Annotated in this window: 14 protein-coding genes; 8 read left to right on the plus strand and 6 right to left on the minus strand. The window is 74.0% G+C overall.

Annotation, left to right across the window (positions count from 1 at the left end; genetic code table 11):
- Position 1: 1 nt before the first annotated feature.
- From ACI3ET_RS08970 to hemG, 3 genes are read right to left on the minus strand one after another with little or no spacing between them, the layout of a single operon-like run.
- A complete protein-coding gene (locus ACI3ET_RS08970; protein WP_405032677.1) occupies positions 2 to 370 on the minus strand; it encodes an HNH endonuclease in 369 nt (122 codons plus the stop codon).
- 32 nt (positions 371 to 402) lie between these two features.
- Positions 403 to 1,110: a hydrogen peroxide-dependent heme synthase gene (gene hemQ, locus ACI3ET_RS08975; RefSeq protein WP_405032678.1), complete on the minus strand. Its 708-nt coding sequence runs from the start codon at positions 1,108 to 1,110 to the stop codon at positions 403 to 405.
- A 49-nt stretch (positions 1,111 to 1,159) separates the two neighbouring features.
- Complete coding sequence (gene hemG / locus ACI3ET_RS08980; RefSeq protein WP_405032679.1) at positions 1,160 to 2,575, minus strand: protoporphyrinogen oxidase; 1,416 nt, start codon at positions 2,573 to 2,575, stop codon at positions 1,160 to 1,162.
- Positions 2,576 to 2,692: 117 nt separating this feature from the next.
- Here hemG and nadE point away from each other — a divergent pair, with 117 nt between their 5' ends.
- The 7 genes from nadE (at position 2,693) to ACI3ET_RS09015 (ending at position 10,075) form a co-directional block, all read left to right on the plus strand.
- The gene (gene nadE, locus ACI3ET_RS08985) at positions 2,693 to 3,538 is read left to right on the plus strand and encodes an ammonia-dependent NAD(+) synthetase (protein WP_405032680.1); all 846 of its coding nucleotides are present in this window, start codon (positions 2,693 to 2,695) and stop codon (positions 3,536 to 3,538) included.
- Positions 3,539 to 3,578: 40 nt separating this feature from the next.
- Entirely contained in the window at positions 3,579 to 4,676 is a 1,098-nt protein-coding gene (hemE, locus tag ACI3ET_RS08990; protein ID WP_405032681.1) for a uroporphyrinogen decarboxylase, read from the plus strand.
- Positions 4,677 to 4,866: 190 nt separating this feature from the next.
- The gene (locus ACI3ET_RS08995) at positions 4,867 to 5,424 is read left to right on the plus strand and encodes a DUF3000 domain-containing protein (RefSeq protein WP_405032742.1); all 558 of its coding nucleotides are present in this window, start codon (positions 4,867 to 4,869) and stop codon (positions 5,422 to 5,424) included.
- 1 nt (position 5,425) lies between these two features.
- A complete protein-coding gene (locus ACI3ET_RS09000; protein WP_405032682.1) occupies positions 5,426 to 6,754 on the plus strand; it encodes an HRDC domain-containing protein in 1,329 nt (442 codons plus the stop codon).
- 102 nt (positions 6,755 to 6,856) lie between these two features.
- Entirely contained in the window at positions 6,857 to 8,386 is a 1,530-nt protein-coding gene (locus tag ACI3ET_RS09005; RefSeq protein WP_405032683.1) for a helix-turn-helix domain-containing protein, read from the plus strand.
- Between the two features lie 38 nt (positions 8,387 to 8,424).
- The gene (locus ACI3ET_RS09010) at positions 8,425 to 9,219 is read left to right on the plus strand and encodes a spermidine synthase (RefSeq protein WP_405032684.1); all 795 of its coding nucleotides are present in this window, start codon (positions 8,425 to 8,427) and stop codon (positions 9,217 to 9,219) included.
- 76 nt (positions 9,220 to 9,295) lie between these two features.
- Positions 9,296 to 10,075 carry a glycerophosphodiester phosphodiesterase gene (locus ACI3ET_RS09015; protein ID WP_405032685.1) on the plus strand — a complete coding sequence of 260 codons (780 nt, stop codon included), beginning with the start codon at positions 9,296 to 9,298 and terminating at the stop codon, positions 10,073 to 10,075.
- A 2-nt stretch (positions 10,076 to 10,077) separates the two neighbouring features.
- Here ACI3ET_RS09015 and ACI3ET_RS09020 read toward each other — a convergent pair whose 3' ends face one another.
- The 3 genes from ACI3ET_RS09020 to ACI3ET_RS09030 all read right to left on the minus strand — a co-directional run bounded on the left by ACI3ET_RS09020 (position 10,078) and on the right by ACI3ET_RS09030 (position 15,680).
- The gene (locus ACI3ET_RS09020; protein ID WP_405032687.1) at positions 10,078 to 12,054 is read right to left on the minus strand and encodes a DUF6541 family protein; all 1,977 of its coding nucleotides are present in this window, start codon (positions 12,052 to 12,054) and stop codon (positions 10,078 to 10,080) included.
- Positions 12,051 to 13,379, minus strand: coding sequence for a nucleotide sugar dehydrogenase (locus ACI3ET_RS09025; protein ID WP_405032688.1), 1,329 nt, complete (start codon positions 13,377 to 13,379; stop codon positions 12,051 to 12,053). Before ACI3ET_RS09025 ends, ACI3ET_RS09020 begins: the two co-directional genes overlap by 4 nt.
- A gap of 72 nt (positions 13,380 to 13,451) precedes the next feature.
- Positions 13,452 to 15,680, minus strand: coding sequence for a glycosyltransferase (locus tag ACI3ET_RS09030; protein WP_405032689.1), 2,229 nt, complete (start codon positions 15,678 to 15,680; stop codon positions 13,452 to 13,454).
- Positions 15,681 to 15,762: 82 nt separating this feature from the next.
- Here ACI3ET_RS09030 and wecB point away from each other — a divergent pair, with 82 nt between their 5' ends.
- Positions 15,763 to 16,815 carry a non-hydrolyzing UDP-N-acetylglucosamine 2-epimerase gene (wecB, locus tag ACI3ET_RS09035; RefSeq protein ID WP_405032690.1) on the plus strand — a complete coding sequence of 351 codons (1,053 nt, stop codon included), beginning with the start codon at positions 15,763 to 15,765 and terminating at the stop codon, positions 16,813 to 16,815.
- Positions 16,816 to 16,849: the final 34 nt, after the last annotated feature.

Raw genomic sequence — 16,849 nt, forward strand, 5'->3', positions numbered from 1 at the left:
TCTAGGACGCTCCGGGACCCTGGTCGGCCAGCCGGTCGGCGACGACGACCCGCAGCGCGGCGTGCCGGACGAGGAAGGCACGCTCGTCCAGACCCTTGCGCCGCAGCCAGACCGTCACCTCGGTGTGGCACTTGCTGGCGTTGCACGAGGCGCAGGCCGGGACGACGTTGTCGAGCGTGTAGCGCCCACCCCGGGAGATCGGCAGCAGGCAGTCCCGCTGCAGCGACCCGGTGGCGCCGCCGCAGTAGGCGCACCCGGCCCAGACCTCCTGCAGCACCGCCCACTGCGTGGGCGTGAGGTCGTGCTCCACCCGTGCCATGCGACGGGCCCGGCGTCGGGCGTGGCGCGCGGACCTGGTGCGGGAGGGCATGGGCCGAGGGTAGGTCGGCGGGCTGACGATCCTCAGGGCAGGGAGGCGACGAGCGCGTCCAGCTCCACGCGGGGCCCGGTGAAGAACGGGATCTCCTCACGCACGTGCCGGCGAGCGTCGACCGCCCGCAGGTCGCGCATGAGGTCGACGATCCGGTGCAGCGCGTCGGCCTCGAAGGCCAGCAGCCACTCGTAGTCCCCCAGCGCGAAGGCCGAGATGGTGTTCGCCAGGACGTCCTTGTAGTCCCGGGCGGCCTCCCCGTGCTCCCGCAGCATCCGGCCGCGCTCGGCCGGGTCCAGGATGTACCAGTCGTAGGACCGCACGAACGGGTAGACGCAGACGTAGCCCTTGGCTGCCTCCCCCGACAGGAACGCCGGCACGTGCCCCCTGTTGAACTCGGCCGGCCGGTGCAGCCCGACGTTGGACCAGACCGGCTCGAGGTGCTGCCCGAGGTGGGTCTGGCGGAAGCGCTGGTAGGCCGCCTGGACGAGCTCCACGGTCTCGGCGTGCCACCAGATGAGCAGGTCGGCGTCGGCACGCAGGCCAGCCAGGTCGTAGACGCCCCGGATCACCAGGCCCTCACCCTCGAGGTCGGCGAAGAGCTCACGCACCTGTTCCACGAGCGGCCCGCGGTCGACGGGCAGCGGCGCGACCGAGCGGAACACCGAGTAGGCGGCGTAGCGGATGGTCGCGTTGATCTGCTCGGCCTGGTCTGCGGTCGGGGAGGTGTAGTCGCTCATGCACCGCATTCTCGCCCGGGCGGCTGACCGTGCCACCCGCGGGGTTCGCTCAGCCGAGCTCCTCGACCGCCCGGCGGGCCGAGGCGATGCAGGCGGGGATGCCGACGCCGTCGAACGCCGCCCCGCCGGCGACGAGGTGCGGCACCCCGTCCAGCTCCGCCCGCACGCGCGCGACCAGGTCGAGGTGGCCCACGGCATACTGCGGCAACCCCCCGCCCCACCGCTGCACGTGCGCGTCGACGGGCTCGGGCAGCGCCCGGCCCAGGGCCTGGGCCAGCTCCGCCCGGCACACCGCGACGAGCTCGTCATCGCTGACCTGCAGCACGGACTCCTCCCGGTGCCGACCGACGGAGACCCGCAGCAGCGTCAGGTCGCAGCCGCCCGGACCCGCACCGCGCCCCAGCTCGCGCACCCAGTCCCACTTGACGGCGCTGAACGTCGACGCCTTGACGGTGTGCCCGTCCACAGGAGGCACGAGGAACCCCGAGCCGTGCAGCGGACCCAGCTCGTCGGTGCGGAAGGCAAGCGTGACGACGGCCATCGAGGCGCTCTCGATCCGGGCGAGCAGCCCGGCGGCCGTCGGCGCGACGTCCGTCAGCAGCCGCGCCGCCGGCGCCGCCGGCACAGCCAGGACCACCCGGTCGGCCAGGTATGACGTGGGCCGCGGGCGCGGGCCCGTCACCGCCTCCCACCGTCCGTCGGGCACCTGCCGCAGCTCGCGGGCCACGGTGCCGAGGACCACCCGGCCACCGCGCTCCCGGACCGAGGAGGCCAGCGCCTCCGGCAGCCGGTGCAGGCCGCCCGCCACGGTGGCGAAGACGGGGGGGCGGGAGGAAGGGCCGGCCGCCCGCGTGCCGCCGCCGACGGGGACGGCCCGATCGACGGTGGCGAGCAGCGGCTCCCCCGCCCTGGCTGCCGCCAGGAGAGCCGGCAGCGTGGCCGCGGACGAGAGGTGGGCGGCGTGCCCGGCGTAGACGCCTCCGAGCAGGGGTTCGACGAGCCGCTCCACGACCGCCAGTCCCAGGCGACCGCCGACGAGCTCGGACACCGAGACGTCGTCGGCGACCACCGTGCTCACCCGCTCGTGGCGGGCCCGCTCGACCTCCTCCTCGGTCAGCAGACCGCGCAGGGCGTCCGGGTCGGCGGGGACACCCATGAGCGTGCGGGCCGGGATGCGGTGCATCCGGTCCCGTGACCAGATCTGCGCCGGGGCCCCGGTCGGGTGCACCACCTCGTCGCTGAGGCCGGTCAGCCCGATGAGGTCGAGCGCCTCGGGCAGGCGGGCCAGGACGGCCTCCGCCCCGACGTCGACGACGCACCCGGCGACCCTGCCCGCGCGGATCTTGCCGCCCACCCGGTCGGCACCCTCCAGCACCGTGACGTCGGCCGCGGCGTCCCGCCGCAGGATCTCGTCCGCCGCGGTCAGACCGCTGATGCCGCCGCCGATCACGAGGTAGGACGTCATGGGGGCCATCGTGTCAGGGCTGCAGGCGCTCCAGGCACACGCGTAGCCGTGCACCGAGGCGCACGCCGCAGTGCACGCCGAGGACGTCACCCGCTGCCGATCGCTAGAGTCGGTCGCGTGACCGACAGGCAGACCCAGGACGAGATCCGCACCGCCCTCGAGGTGGTCGACCCCAGCACCTTCGACGCCGCGGCCGAGGCCGAGCGCCGCATCGAGTTCCTGGCGGCCTACCTCAGGGGCTCCGGCACGAGCGGCTACGTCCTCGGCATCAGCGGTGGTGTCGACTCCAGCGCCGGGGGCCGGATGGCCCAGCTCGCCTGCGAGCGGGTGCGCGCAGCCGGCGGCGAGGCGACCTTCGTGGCGGTGCGCCTGCCCTACCACGTGCAGCAGGACGAGGCCGACGCGCAGCGGGCGCTGGAGTTCGTCGCGGCCGACGAGGTGTGGACCGTCGACATCGGCCCGGGCGTCGACGCCCACTGGGACCAGCTGGTGGCCGCCGGTCTGGACCCCGCCGACGACCGCGACCACTACCACCTGGGCAACGTCAAGGCCCGGCACCGGATGGTCACGCAGTACGCCATCGCCGGGACACGCGGCATGCTCGTCATCGGCACCGACCAGGCGGCCGAGGCGGTGGTCGGCTTCTACACCAAGTTCGGCGACGGGGCGGCCGACGTCACCCCCCTGTTCGGGCTGCCGAAGCGACGGGTCCGTCAGATCGCGCGGCACCTCGGTGCGCCCGAGTCCCTCGTCGAGAAGGTCCCGACCGCCGACCTGGAGAGCGACAGGCCGCTGATCCCCGACGAGGTCGCGCTCGGGGTCCGCTACGAGGCGGTCGACGACTACCTCGAGGGGAGGGACGTCTCGGAGCAGGACGAGGCGACGATCGTGGGCTGGTACCGCCGCACGGGTCACAAGCGCGCACTGCCGGTCACGCCGGACGGCTCCCTCCGGGACCGCTGACCGTGCCGGCGTCTGCCCGGCGCCGTGCGAAACTCGGTCGGTGAGCACCTCCCCCACCGCCGAGACCACCACCACCAGCGAGCCGGCCGCCACCAGCGGCCCGACCACCGCCGACTCGACGCTCGTCCGCGCCGCTCGCCGGCAGCCGGTGCCCCGCGCCCCCGTGTGGTTCATGCGCCAGGCCGGACGCTCGCTGCCGGAGTACCGCGCCATCCGCGAGCACGTCCCGATGCTCGAGTCGTGCCGCACGCCCGACCTCGTCACCGAGATCACCCTGCAGCCGGTGCGCCGCCACGGCGTGGACGCCGCCATCTTCTTCAGCGACATCGTCGTGCCCCTGCAGGCCGCCGGCGTCGACCTCGACATCGTGCCCGGCACCGGACCGGTGGTGGCCGAGCCGGTGCGCACCCGCGCGGACCTCGACCGCCTCCCCGAGCTCACGCCCGAGCACGTGCCCGACATCACGCGGTCCGTGCAGCAGATCGTCGCCGAGCTCGGTGCCACCCCGCTCATCGGCTTCGCCGGCGCCCCGTTCACGCTGGCGTCCTACCTCGTCGAGGGCGGCCCGTCCAAGAACCACGAGCGCACCAAGGCGATGATGCACGGCGACCCGGCGCTCTGGCACGACCTGTGCGCCCGGCTGGCCCAGATCTCGCGGACCTTCCTGCGGGTGCAGATCGAGGCGGGGGCGAGCGCCGTCCAGCTCTTCGACTCCTGGGTGGGTCACCTGAACCGCTCCGACTACCTGCGCCACGTCGAGCCGCACAGCCGCTCCGTCCTCGAGGGCGTCGCCGACCTGGGTGTGCCGCGCATCCATTTCGGTGTCGGCACCGGCGAGCTGCTCCTGCAGATGGCGCAGGCCGGGGCCGACGTGATCGGCGTGGACTACCGCGTCTCGCTCACCGACGCGGTGGAGCGCACAGGGGGCCGGTATGCCGTGCAGGGCAACCTCGACCCGGCGCTCCTCTTCGCCCCCTGGCCGGCGCTGGAGGCCCGGGTGCGCGAGATCGTGGCCGAGGGCCGGCAGGCGCCGGGGCACATCTTCAACCTGGGTCACGGCGTGCTGCCGACCACCGACCCTGAGGTGCTCACCCGGGTCGTGCAGCTCGTCCACGAGGCGTCGGCCCTCGAGGCCTGAGGCTGTCCAGGGTGCGCGCGACGCCCGGAGGGACGGGCACCCGTCCCTCCGGGCGTGGCGGTGCAGGCGTCCGGCCGCGGATCGGCCTAGTCTGGACGGTGTGGTGAACCGGAGCTCTGGCAATCGACCGCGGACGCGCGCCGCGAGCACGGTGAGCCTGCCCGAGACCACCACGCTCTTCAGCCGGGCCATGGAGGACCTGCGCGAGGTGACGGTGCGACCCGAGCTCCAGCTCGAGGAGGTGCCGGCCCCCACGCGGCTGGCGCCGCACGCGGTGGCGCTCTCCGGCGAGGTCGTCACCTCCCACCTGGACGACGACGAGGAGCCGGCGGCCACCGGGCGTTTCGTGCTCCTGCACGACCCCACCGGCCCCGAGCCCTGGGAGGGCACCTGGCGCGCGGTCAGCTACGCCAAGGCACAGATGGAGCCCGAGGTGGGTCACGACCCCCTCGCCGGGCAGGCCGGCTGGTCCTGGCTGACCGACGCCCTGGACGCCGCCGAGCTCGGGTGGGCAGCCCCCGCCGGCACTGTCACCTGCGTCACCTCCGAGAGCTTCGGTGCGCTCGTGGACCGCGAGCCGAGCGTGGAGCTGGAGATCAGGGCCTCCTGGACGCCCGTGCTGACACCGGGCCGGGAGGGCCCGGAGCTCGCCGCCCACCTCGCCGCCTGGGGCGACCTGCTGTGCACGCTGGCCGGCCTGCCGCCCCTGCCCGAGGGAGTCGTCGCCCTGCCCGGTCTGCGCCGCTGACGTGGACCGACCCGACCCGACCTGGACGGACCCGGACCTGCTGGCCCCCGGCGCCCTCGACCCGGCCGACCTCGACCCGGCCGACCTTGACCCGGACCCCACCTCCGACTACGAGCGGCTGGACGCGCCCGACGCGGGGGTTCCCGAGGTCGTCGAGACCGAGGAGGGGCTGGCCCGGGCGGTGGCGGCCATCGCGGCCGGCTCGGGCCCCGTGGCGGTCGACGCCGAGCGCGCCTCGGGCTACCGCTACGGGCAGAAGGCCTACCTCGTCCAGCTGCGGCGCGAGGGCGCCGGCACCTGGCTGATCGACCCCGTGCCGCTGGGCGACCTCAGCGTGGTCGACGAGGTGCTGGGTGGGACGGAGTGGGTCCTGCACGCCGCCACCCAGGACATCCCCTGCCTGGACGAGGTGGGGATGCGGCCACGGGCGCTCTTCGACACCGAGCTCGGTGCCCGGCTCGCCGGACTGCCCAGGGTGGGGCTGTCGGCGTCGATGGAGTACTACCTCGGCGTCACGCTGGCCAAGGAGCACTCCGCCGTCGACTGGTCGACGCGACCCCTGCCCGAGCCGTGGCTGCGCTACGCAGCCCTCGACGTCGAGCTGCTCGTGGAGCTGCGCGACCGGATGGAGCGCGACCTGCTGGAACAGGGCAAGCTGGAGTGGGCCCGCCAGGAGTTCGCCGCGCTCGTCGACTTCCAGGGACCGCAGAAGGACCAGGCCGAGGCGTGGCGCCGCACGTCCGGCATGCACAAGCTGCGCAAGCCCCGTGCCAACGCCGTGCTGCGCGAGCTGTGGTGGGCGCGCGACGGGGTCGCCCGCGAGCGGGACGTCGCCCCCGGTCGCGTCGTGCCGGACAGCACGCTCGTCGACCTGGCCGCCCGGATGCCCCGCCAGCCCTCCGACCTGGCCGCCGCACGCCCCGACCAGTCCCACTCCCGGCAGCGCCGGGCCCAGCAGGGACTGCTGCGCTACCAGCGCACCTGGCTGTCGGCGATCAAGCGGGGCCTGGAGCTGCCGGAGGACGAGCTGCCGGAGCCGACACCCCGCGGCGACGGCCCTCCCCCACCGCGGGCCTGGGTCGACCGGGACCCCGCGGCCGCGGCGCGGCTGGAGCTGGCGCGCGGCGACCTCGCGGCCCTGTCCGAGCGCGTCGACGTCCCCGTGGAGAACCTGATGACCCCGGACCTCGTGCGTCGGGTCCTGTGGCGCCCGCCCCGACCGGCCACCGCCGCGAGCGTGGACGTCGCCCTCGCCGAGCTCGGGGCCCGACCGTGGCAGCGCGAGCTCGTGGCCCCCCTCCTGGCCGCCGCGGTGGACGAGCACCCCTGACCAGCAGGTCGGGCAGCGGCGCGCCGAGCGTCGGTGGGCCCCGCCCGGACCGAGTCCCGGGTCTCACGCCTATCTCATATATGTGATCTACAGTGGCGTTCCATGACTGAGAGCTACCTCTCCCGCATCGGCGGCCTGATCCGTGACGCCCGACGCCACAAGTCCCTCACCCAGGCCGAGCTGGCCGAGCTCCTGGGAACCAGCCAGAGTGCCGTGGCCCGGATCGAGCAGGGCAAGCAGAACCTGTCGCTGGAGATGATCGCGCGCATCGGCGAGAAGCTCGACTCCGAGATCGTCTCGGTCTCCTCCGGGGTCCCCCAGAACCTGCGCATCACCGGCGGCGTCAAGCTCGCGGGCGAGATCGACGTGCGCACCTCCAAGAACGCCGCGGTCGCCCTGCTGTGCGCGTCGTTGCTCAACAAGGGCCGCACGACCCTCCGCAACCTGGCGCGCATCGAGGAGGTCAACCGCATCACCGAGGTGCTGACCTCGATCGGCTTCAAGATCCGCTGGCTGCCGGACTCCTCCGACCTGGAGATCGTCCCGCCGGAGCGGATCGACCTCGGCTCGATGGACGAGACGGCAGCGCGCCGCACCCGCACGATCATCATGTTCCTCGGGCCGCTCATGCACGAGTTCGAGACCTTCGAGCTTCCCTACGCCGGAGGCTGCGACCTCGGCACCCGGACCGTCGAGCCGCACATGATCGCGCTGCGCCACTTCGGCCTGGACGTGACGGCCACGACCGGCACCTACCACGTGAGCGTGGACAAGACCGTGTGGCCGCCCCGGCCCATCGTCCTCACCGAGCGCGGCGACACCGTGACCGAGAACGTCCTGCTGGCCGCCGCCCGCCGCCCCGGGACCACGGTCATCCGCAACGCCTCGTCCAACTACATGGTCCAGGACCTGTGCGTCTTCCTCCAGCAGCTCGGTGTCACGATCGAGGGCCTGGGCACCACGACCCTCACCGTCACCGGGGTCGAGCACATCGACCAGGACATCGAGTACTCCCCCTCCGAGGACCCGATCGAGGCGATGAGCCTGCTCGCGGCCGCTGTCGTCACCGGCAGCGAGATCACGATCAAGCGCGTGCCGATCGAGTTCATGGAGATCGAGCTGGCCGTGCTGGGCACGATGGGCTTCCAGTGCGAGCTCTCGGAGGAGTACACCTCCGCCAACGGACACACCCGGCTCCTCGACCTGCGCACGATCCCCGGCCCGCTGAAGGCGCCGCTGGACAAGATCCACCCGCTGCCCTTCCCCGGGCTGAACATCGACAACCTGCCGTTCTTCGCGATCATCGCCGCCTGCGCCCAGGGCTCGACGCTCATCCACGACTGGGTCTACGAGAACCGCGCCATCTACCTCACCGAGCTCACCACCCTCGGCGCCAAGGTCCACCTGATGGACCCGCACCGGGTGATGATCGAGGGCCCGACCAAGTGGCGCGCCGGCGAGATCATGTGCCCTCCCGCGCTGCGTCCCGGCGTCGTCATCCTCCTGGCGATGCTGGCCGCGCCAGGCGTCTCGGTGCTGCGCAACGTCTACGTCATCAACCGCGGCTACGAGGACCTGGCCTCCCGGCTCAACGCCCTCGGCGCCCAGATCCAGACCTTCCGCGACATCTGACCCGTGGGCGTGCGCTGGGGCGGGCGACGGCATACCCGATGAGCATCGTCTGGGACGAGCGGGGGGGCGCCACGGTCGTCCGCGACGGGCACCCGCAGTCCTACGTCGACCCCGACGACCCGTTGCTGCTGGTCTTCGAGTACGTCCAGCAGTTCGGGCTGGTCCTCGAGTCGCTGCGGCCCGACCCCGCCCCGCTGGCGGTCACCCATGTCGGCGGGGCGGGTATGACACTCGCCCGGTGGGTGCACCGGGTGCACCCCGGATCGCCGCAGATCGTCCTCGAGCCCGACGTCGCGCTGACCGAGCTCATCCGACGCGAGCTGCCCCTCCCGCGCGGCCACCGCATCAGGGTCCGCCCGGTCACCGGCCAGGAGGGAGTCGTCGCCCTGCGCGACGGGTCGGCCGACGTGGTGGTGGTGGACGCCTACGACGAGGGCCGCCTCCCCGGCGAGCTCGCCGGCACCCGGTGGGTCGGTGAGCTGGACCGCGTCCTGACGCCCGACGGCCTCGTGCTCGTGAACGCGGCGGACGAGCCGGGCCTGCGGTGGGTGGCGCGGTCGTGCGCCACCCTGGCCACCCGCTTCGCGCACGTCGGGCAGCTGGTGCTGCGCGAGGTGGCCAGCGGCAAGAGGTACGGCAACGTGGTCCTCGTCGCCTCGCGGCGACCGCTCGACGACGTGAGCCTCACGCGGGCGGCGGCTCGGGCCGACTTCCCCACCACCTGGCGCAGCAGCGACCAGGTGAGCAGGCTGGTCGCCGGGTCCAGGCCCTTCGGCGAGGTGGGCGAGCCCTCCCCCGCCCCGCCCGTGGGGAACCTCCTCCGTCTCCGGTAGGGCACGCACCCTCTCACCGCCTTTCGGGGAAACCCGGACGGGTCGCTCCCGCGGCCGGGGGGACTACGGTTGTGCCGTGCGCACGGCCTACCTCGACCATCCGGGCCCGGTCCCGATGGCCCACCGCGGCTTCGACCTCGACGGTCTCGAGAACTCGATGCGGGCCTTTGACGCGGCCGTCCGGCTGGGCTACCGCTACGTCGAGACCGACGTGCACGCGACGCGCGACGGGGTGCTGCTCGCCTTCCACGACGTGAGCCTCGACCGCGTCACCGACCGCCGGGGGGAGATCCCCGAGCTGTCCTGGCGCGAGGTGTCCCGGGCCAGGATCGGCGGGGTGGAGCCGGTGCCGCAGCTGGAGGACCTGCTGGGCGCCTGGCCGGAGCTGCGCGTCAACATCGACGTCAAGAGCTCTGGTGCCATCCTGCCGCTGGCGCGCGCCATCGAGCGCACCCGGTCCCACGAGCGGGTCTGCGTGGCCTCGTTCTCGGACCAGCGCCGGCAGGCGGTGCTGATGCGGCTGACCCGGCCGGTGGCCACGTCCGCCGGACAGACCACGGCCGCCCGGTTCCGCGCGGCCGCCGCCCTGCCCCACCTCGTGCGCACGCCGGTGCTCACCCGCGTGATGCGCGGCGTCCACGGCCTGCAGGTGCCCGTCCGGCACGCGGGTGTCGAGGTCGTCACCCCCTCGACGATCGAGGCCGCCCACGAGGTCGGGGTCTTCGTGCACGTGTGGACGGTCAACGACGTCCCGGAGATGACCCGCCTGCTGGAGATGGACGTCGACGGGCTGGTCACCGACCGTGCCGACCTGCTCAAGGAGGTGCTGCTCGCCCGCGGCCAGTGGGTGAGCTGAGCTCAGCGGTCGCAGCCGGTGAATCGCCAGAGCGAGGCGGAGCCCCCGCGGTCAACCAGCTCGAAGGCGGGGCCCTGCGGCTCGAGGTTGCGCAGCCCCGGCGTGGTGTCCTCCCACTTGGCGTTGAGCTCGTCCTCGAAGGTGAGGGTGTCGGCGTACACGTGCGTGACCCCGAGGGACCGGACCGCCTCGCACACCTCCGGGGTGTCCTCCCAGGCGTCGAAGCGCTCCTCCAGCAGGGTCCGCTCGGGCGATCCGGGGATCGGGCTGAGCTGGGGGAAGACCACCTGGACGTCGGCCCGGTGCAGCAGGTAGGGAGAGCCGGCCACGGCCTCGCCGAGCACGACGGCCTCGTCGGGCAACGTCTGGGCCGCCCGGTCGATCATCGCGATCTCCTCCGGCTCCAGGATCGTCCCCCACGCGATGGGGTACGTGGTGTAGGTGGAGGCCATGACCTGGGTCTGGCTCGTCCACCGCAGGCCCGAGGACAGCCCGACGAGGGCGACGGCCAGGATCAGCGCGACCGCGGTCACCGGGACCTGGAGACGTCGGGCCACCGCGCGGGAGAGCCAGGCTCCGGCCCCGGCGGCCAGCATGATCGCCGGCACGAGGACGAGCTGGTTGATCCTCGAGGCCTGGGTGTACCAGAAGCCGGCGAGCACCCGCAGCGGCTGGTCCGCGGGGCCGGCGGCGAGCAGCGTCAGGGCGACCGCGGCGAGCAGGGAGACCACGAGCCAGCGCGCGTGCCGACGGCGCACGGTGAGGGCGACCCCCAGCCAGACGAGCAGCGTGGCGACCAGGTTGACCGAGGTGATCTTGTAGACGTAGATGAGCGGGTGGTCGATGAGCAGCGAGCCGAGGGCCGGGAGGTAGGAGTCCTGGCCCCCGCGCTGGTAGTCCATGATCGAGCGCACCGGAGGGAAGGTCACCAGGAAGGCGAGCACCCCGACGATCGAGACCACCCACAGCACCATGACCAGGGCGGCGCCGAGCCTGGCGCCGCGGCGGGCGTGCCGCCGCAGCTGCCGCGCCAGGAGGACCGTGAGCAGCGGCAGTGCCAGCAGCATGAGCGAGAACAGGCCCGACGGGTGGGCCAGGGTCACCCCCGCCACCGCCCAGACGAGCCCCAGCGCCAGCGCGAGGTGCATCCGCCAGCTCAGCACCCCGCGCAGGGTGGCGATCACCAGCGCGATCGTGCCGGGAAGGCAGGCGACGGACAGGGCGTAGGGCCAGACCGCCAGCATCGAGACCGCGATGGCCGGGAACGTGACGTAGCTGGCGGCGAGCAGCGGCACGAGGACCGTAGGAAGGGCGCGGTGCGGGAAAACCACGCGGGACAGGGCTACCAGCCCGGCGATCCACACGACCGACCCGATGACCAGGGAGCTGGCGTTGGCGGCCTCGGTGACACGGGGGAAGCCGGGTGCCACGGCCACCAGCGCGTGCCAGACGGCGGGGTAGAACGGGGCGACGTTGTCGGCGTACATCGGGGCCAGACCGCCGAGGGAGCTGGCGTTGCCGGTGTCCCGGATGAACCAGAGGGCGTTGAGGTGGAACACCGCGTCCCAGGCCTGTGGAGGCTGGTCCGCCCGCCCCATGCCGTGCGTCATCGCGGCGGCCAGGGTGCCGCCGCCGACCGCCCACGACACGGTGAGCCACACCTTCTCGCGGGTGCGCAGCTGGCGTTCGCCGCCGACCTCCACCCCGGCGGGGTGGTGGGTCGTGCCCAGGCCCCTGCCCAGGGCGGCCGCCACCGCGACGACGACGAGCAGACCCAGCAGGAGGCTGGGCAGGCCCCACGCGATGCCGACCAGGTCGTAGACGACGGCCAGGACGCCGGCGAGGCCCGTGGTGACCGGTGCCCCACCCCCGAGCGCGAGGAGCCCACGGAACCCGAGGAGCCGCAGCACGGCATACCCCGGCAGCACCCACAGCAGCGCGAGCCCGACGATCCCGGGCGCGACCTCCCACCAGCTCATGCGGGGACCGGCTCACCGCCGCCGATGGTGAGGCGGGGGGTGCCGGTGAAGTTGCTGGGGTCGGTGGTGCGGCGGCCGTCGAGGAGCAGGCGCAGCCCGGGCAGGTCGGCGGCGCAGAGGTGCGCGTACTCGGGGTGGTCGGCCTGGACGATCGCGACGTCGACGGGCTCGCCGGGCTGTCCGGCCGCCCAGTGGTAGGGGGTCCACCCGAAGGAGGCGAGCTCGTCGTCGGTGTACATGGGGTCGTGGACGAGGACCTGGGCGCCGCGGGAGCGCAGGGCCGCCACGGTGGCGAACACGCCGGAGAAGGCGGTCTCCTTGACCTTGCCGCGGTAGGACGCGCCGAGGACGAGGACGCGCAGTCCGTCCAGGGAGCCGAGGAGGGACGCGGCGCGGGCGACGGCGTACTCGGGCATGGCGGCGTTGGCGGCGCGGGCGCTGGCCACGACGGTGGCGTCGGGGTCGGTGGAGAGGTAGAGGCGGGGATAGACCGGGATGCAGTGGCCGCCGACGGCGATGCCGGGGGTGTGGATGTGGGAGTAGGGCTGGGAGTTGCAGGCCTCGATGACCCTGTGGACGTCGATGCCGACGGTGTCGGCGAACCGGGCGAACTGGTTGGCCAGGCCGATGTTGACGTCGCGGTAGGTCGTCTCGGCCAGCTTGGCCATCTCGGCGGCCTCGGCGCTGCCGAGGTCCCAGACCCCGTTGGGTCGGGGCAGGTCCAGGCGGGTGTCGAAGTCCAGGACGTCCTGGTAGAACGCGACCGCGGCGGCGGTGCCGGCCTCGCTCAGGCCGCCGACCAGCTTGGGGTAGCGCCGCAGGTCCGCGAAGACCCGTCCGGTGAGGACCCGTTCGGGGCTGAACACCAGGTGGAAGTCGCTGCCCTCGGCCAGGCCGGAGATCTCCTCGATCATCGGCTTCCACCGGTCCCGGGTCGTGCCCACGGGCAGGGTGGTCTCGTAGGAGACCAGGGTGCCGGGGCCCAGGTGCTGCGCCAGGGAGCGGGTCGCGGCGTCCATCCAGCCGAAGTCGGGCGCCCCGGTGGCCTCGTCCACGAACAGCGGCACGACGACGACCACGGCGTCGGCGCCGGGGATCGCGTCGGCGTAGTCGGTGCTCGCGCGCAGCCGCCCGGCCGGGACGAGGTCGGCGAGCTTGTCGGCGAGGTGGTCCTCCCCCGGGAACGGCTCCTGCCCGCGGTTGACGCTGTCCACGACCCGCTGGTCCACGTCCACGCCCACGACCTCGTGCGCGGGGTCGGCGTCCGCGAACTGCACGGCCAGCGGCAGCCCGATCTTGCCCAGCGCGACAACCGCGATCTTCATGTCCGTGTGTGTCCGTCCTCGTGGGGCTGTGGGTGCCCGCTCAGGATACGTGGCCTTCCCCACGGAGCCGGCTCAGCGGCGCCGTGCGGCGAGCGAGGAGGCCATGAAGCGCAGCGGGGCCTCCCGGTGCAGGACGTGGCGCCACGAGGACGGCAGCAGGGTGCGCGGGCGGCCGTGCCGGCGCCGGTCCCGGGCCCGCGCGAGGAGGACGGCCGCGGGGACCGTGGGGTCGAGCACCGCGGCCAGCAGGTCGTGGTCGGCGCGGCTGAGGGGGTCGGCGGCGCCGGGGGCGGCGTCGAGCGTACGCCGGGTGAGGTCGGCAAGCGCCCTCCTCTCCGCCACGGACCACCAGCCGGGGTCGGACCGGGTGAGGACGGCGCCGAAGACGTGGATGCGCAGGACCTTGGTGGCCACGGCCCGGCGCTGGCGGGTCGTGAGGTCGCGCACCCAGGGCAGGTCCCACAGCATGTCGACGCTGCGCAGCTGGGCGGCGACGGGCCGTGGCGCGTAGGTCACCCGGTCGGGAGCGTCCTCGTGGATTCGGTACGCCGGGGCACCCGGAGCCCTGAGCACCCGGGCCCGCGCCCAGAGAGCCGTGACCATCGGGACGTCACCGCCGACCTCGGCCTGCGGCAGCAGCCGCGCCCCCGGCAGACGCAGCGCCCCGCGGGACAGCAGCCCCAGGGGCGCGGAGCGGTAGCTGAGCCGATCCCGCACGAGGTCCAGCGGTGCACCCGCACGCCGGGCCGGACGCACCGGCGGGGTGGGGACCGGTCGCCCCGCCAGCTCGAGGGGCGCCAGGACGACGACCGGTTCCGCCGGGTCGAGGCCCTCAGCCGCCTCCAGCCACGCGGGGATCGCGCCCGGTGCCAGCGTGTCGTCCGAACCGAGGACGGAGACCCAGGGGGCGGTGGCCGCGTCGAGGCCGGCGTTGAACGGGCCGCTCGGACTGGGTATGCCGTCGCGCAGCTCGAGCAGGCGCACGCGCGGGTCCTCCCGGGTGCGGGCGCTGAAGGACCCCGCCACCTCGCCCGCGGACAGGTTGTGGCAGACCACCGTCACCCGCACGCGATCTGCCAGGGCACCCGAGCCGTCGAGCACCGAGCGGACCGCCCGCTCGGTCCGACGCTGCGCCGAGTGCACAGCCACGACCACGTCGACCACCGGACCGTCCGGGGCAGGGAGAAGGGAGCGGTACACGGCGTCGACGCGCTCGGCATACCGGTGGGCCCCGTAGCGCTCCAGGACGGGGGCGGCGATGGCGGAGGCGGTCAGGCCCGCGCTCGAGCGCCATGCTCCCTCGACGGCGTCGGCCCACGTCATTGCCGGAGCGCCGGGGGCCACCAGGGCCCCCGAGGGTGGCCCGACGAAGTCACGGGGCCCGGAGGTGTCGCCCACGACGACGGGACGTCCGGCCGCCAGGGCCTCCGCGGCGGCGACGCAGAAGGTCTCGGCGCGGGTGGGCAGCAGGAAGACGTCGGCGTCCGCGACGAGCGGCTGCACCTCGTCCGGTGTGATGTCGCCGGTCAGCCGCAACGGCACCCCGGAGGCGTCCGCCGCCCTCACGACCGCGGCGCGCAGCGGACCCTCCCCCACCCACGTCAGGCGGGCGTCGGCCCCGCGGGCGCGAAGCTCCGCGACCGTGGCGACGGCGGTGAGCGGGTCCTTGCGGTCGATGAGACCGCCGACGCCCACGAGCCCCGCCACGCCACGGCCCGGGTCGGTCAACGGCACCTCCGGTCGGCGCCGGGCCGACAGCTCCTCGGGCGCGGTGACGATGTTGGGCACCACCACCACCGGACCCGTGCGCAGCCGGCGCACCCCCGCGGCCAGCTCCTCCCCCACCACCACGACCACGTCGGGACGGGCCAGGAGGTGGCGGACGGCCAGCCGGGCGCCACGCAGTCCGAGGGTCAGCGTCTCGGGTGCCATCAGACCGGACCAGTGCTCGGTGTGCACCCACGGCACGGCAGGGCGCGGGCCGGTCGTCGGCAGCAGCGCCGAGACTGCCATCGTGTGCAGCAGGTCCGCGTGCCTGGTGAGCTCGAGGACCCGGCGGCGGGCCCGCAGCACGTGGTCGGGGCGCCGCGGGTCCATGGCGAGACGCTCGAGGCTGACCCGCCCGCCGGTGCCGGGGACCTCCGGACCTGGGTCCCCGTGGGTCAGCAGCCGGGGCGCGCACAGGTGCAGCACGTGCACGTGGTGGCGGGTCGCGATGGCCTCGACGTCCCGCGCCACGAAGCTGCCCGTCGACGGCGACGACGGGGTCGGGAACCAGGTCGTCACCACCAGCACGCGCATGGGGCACACGCTATCCGGCGACCGGCCCGGGTCCACGGTGCCGCTCCTTCCTGGTCCGGCCCCCACGCCCTACCCTGGGCCGGTGAGGATCCTCAGCGTGGTCGGTGCGCGTCCGCAGTTCGTCAAGCTGGCCCCGGTCGCGGCGGAGTGCGCGCGACGGGGGGTGGAGCACGTGATCGTGCACACGGGGCAGCACTACGACCCGATGCTCTCCGACGTGTTCTTCGCGGACCTGGGGATCCCGGACCCGGACGTCCACCTGGGGGTGGGGTCGGGCGGTCACGGGGTGCAGACCGGGTCGATCCTGGGGGCGATGGACGGGGTGCTGGACGCGCAGCGCCCGGACTGGGTGCTGGTCTACGGCGACACCAACTCCACGCTGGCGGGGGCCCTGTCGGCGGTGAAGCTGCACGTCCCGGTGGCGCACCTGGAGGCCGGCCTGCGCTCCTTCAACCGCAGGATGCCGGAGGAGCACAACCGGGTGCTGACCGACCACGCGGCCGACCTGTGCCTGGCGCCCACGCAGGTCGCGGTCGAGCACCTGAGGGCCGAGGGCCTGGGCGGGCGCACGGTGCTGGTGGGCGACGTGATGATCGACGTGCTGCACCGGGTGCGCGACGAGCTCGTGGACGGCGAGGCGGTGCTGGCGGAGCTGGGGGTGAGCGAGGGCGGTTTCTCGGTGGCGACGGTGCACCGGGCGGAGAACACGGACGACCCGGTGCGGCTGCGGGCGATCGTGGAGGCGCTGCGGGAGGTCGACCACCCGGTGCTGCTCCTGGCTCATCCGCGTCTGCGGGCCCGTGCCCAGGAGCAGGGGCTGGACCTGGACGGCGGGTCGTTGACGACGCGGCCGCCGTTGCCCTATCCGGCGCTGGTGGGTGCGGTCGCCCGGGCGCGCGGGGTCATCACCGACTCCGGCGGTCTGCAGAAGGAGGCGTTCGCGCTGCGGACGCCGTGCACGACCGTGCGGACCGAGACCGAGTGGGTCGAGACGGTGCGGCTGGGGTGGAACGTGCTCGTCGAGCCCGGGCCCGCGGTCCGCGAGGCCGCCTCCCGCCCCGCGCCCGCACCCACCGACGAGGCGCCCTACGGCGAGGGGCGGGCCGCGGCGGCCGTGCTGGACGCGCTGACCTGAAACCCGTTGCCGGGAGGTCGGCGCGGCAGGACAC

Source organism: Ornithinimicrobium jinqii, assembly GCF_045032595.1.
Lineage (GTDB): Bacteria > Actinomycetota > Actinomycetes > Actinomycetales > Dermatophilaceae > Ornithinicoccus.

What these genes read in the sequence shown, in the direction of transcription:
- ACI3ET_RS08970 (WP_405032677.1), bottom strand. Translation starts at nt 370, where the DNA reads ATGCCCTCCCGCACCAGGTCCGCGCGCCACGCCCGACGCCGGGCCCGT.
- hemQ (WP_405032678.1), bottom strand. Translation starts at nt 1,110, where the DNA reads ATGAGCGACTACACCTCCCCGACCGCAGACCAGGCCGAGCAGATCAAC.
- hemG (WP_405032679.1), bottom strand. Translation starts at nt 2,575, where the DNA reads ATGACGTCCTACCTCGTGATCGGCGGCGGCATCAGCGGTCTGACCGCG.
- ACI3ET_RS08995 (WP_405032742.1), top strand. Translation starts at nt 4,867, where the DNA reads ATGGAGGACCTGCGCGAGGTGACGGTGCGACCCGAGCTCCAGCTCGAG.
- ACI3ET_RS09005 (WP_405032683.1), top strand. Translation starts at nt 6,857, where the DNA reads ATGACTGAGAGCTACCTCTCCCGCATCGGCGGCCTGATCCGTGACGCC.
- ACI3ET_RS09010 (WP_405032684.1), top strand. Translation starts at nt 8,425, where the DNA reads ATGAGCATCGTCTGGGACGAGCGGGGGGGCGCCACGGTCGTCCGCGAC.
- ACI3ET_RS09020 (WP_405032687.1), bottom strand. Translation starts at nt 12,054, where the DNA reads ATGAGCTGGTGGGAGGTCGCGCCCGGGATCGTCGGGCTCGCGCTGCTG.
- ACI3ET_RS09025 (WP_405032688.1), bottom strand. Translation starts at nt 13,379, where the DNA reads ATGAAGATCGCGGTTGTCGCGCTGGGCAAGATCGGGCTGCCGCTGGCC.
- ACI3ET_RS09030 (WP_405032689.1), bottom strand. Translation starts at nt 15,680, where the DNA reads ATGCGCGTGCTGGTGGTGACGACCTGGTTCCCGACCCCGTCGTCGCCG.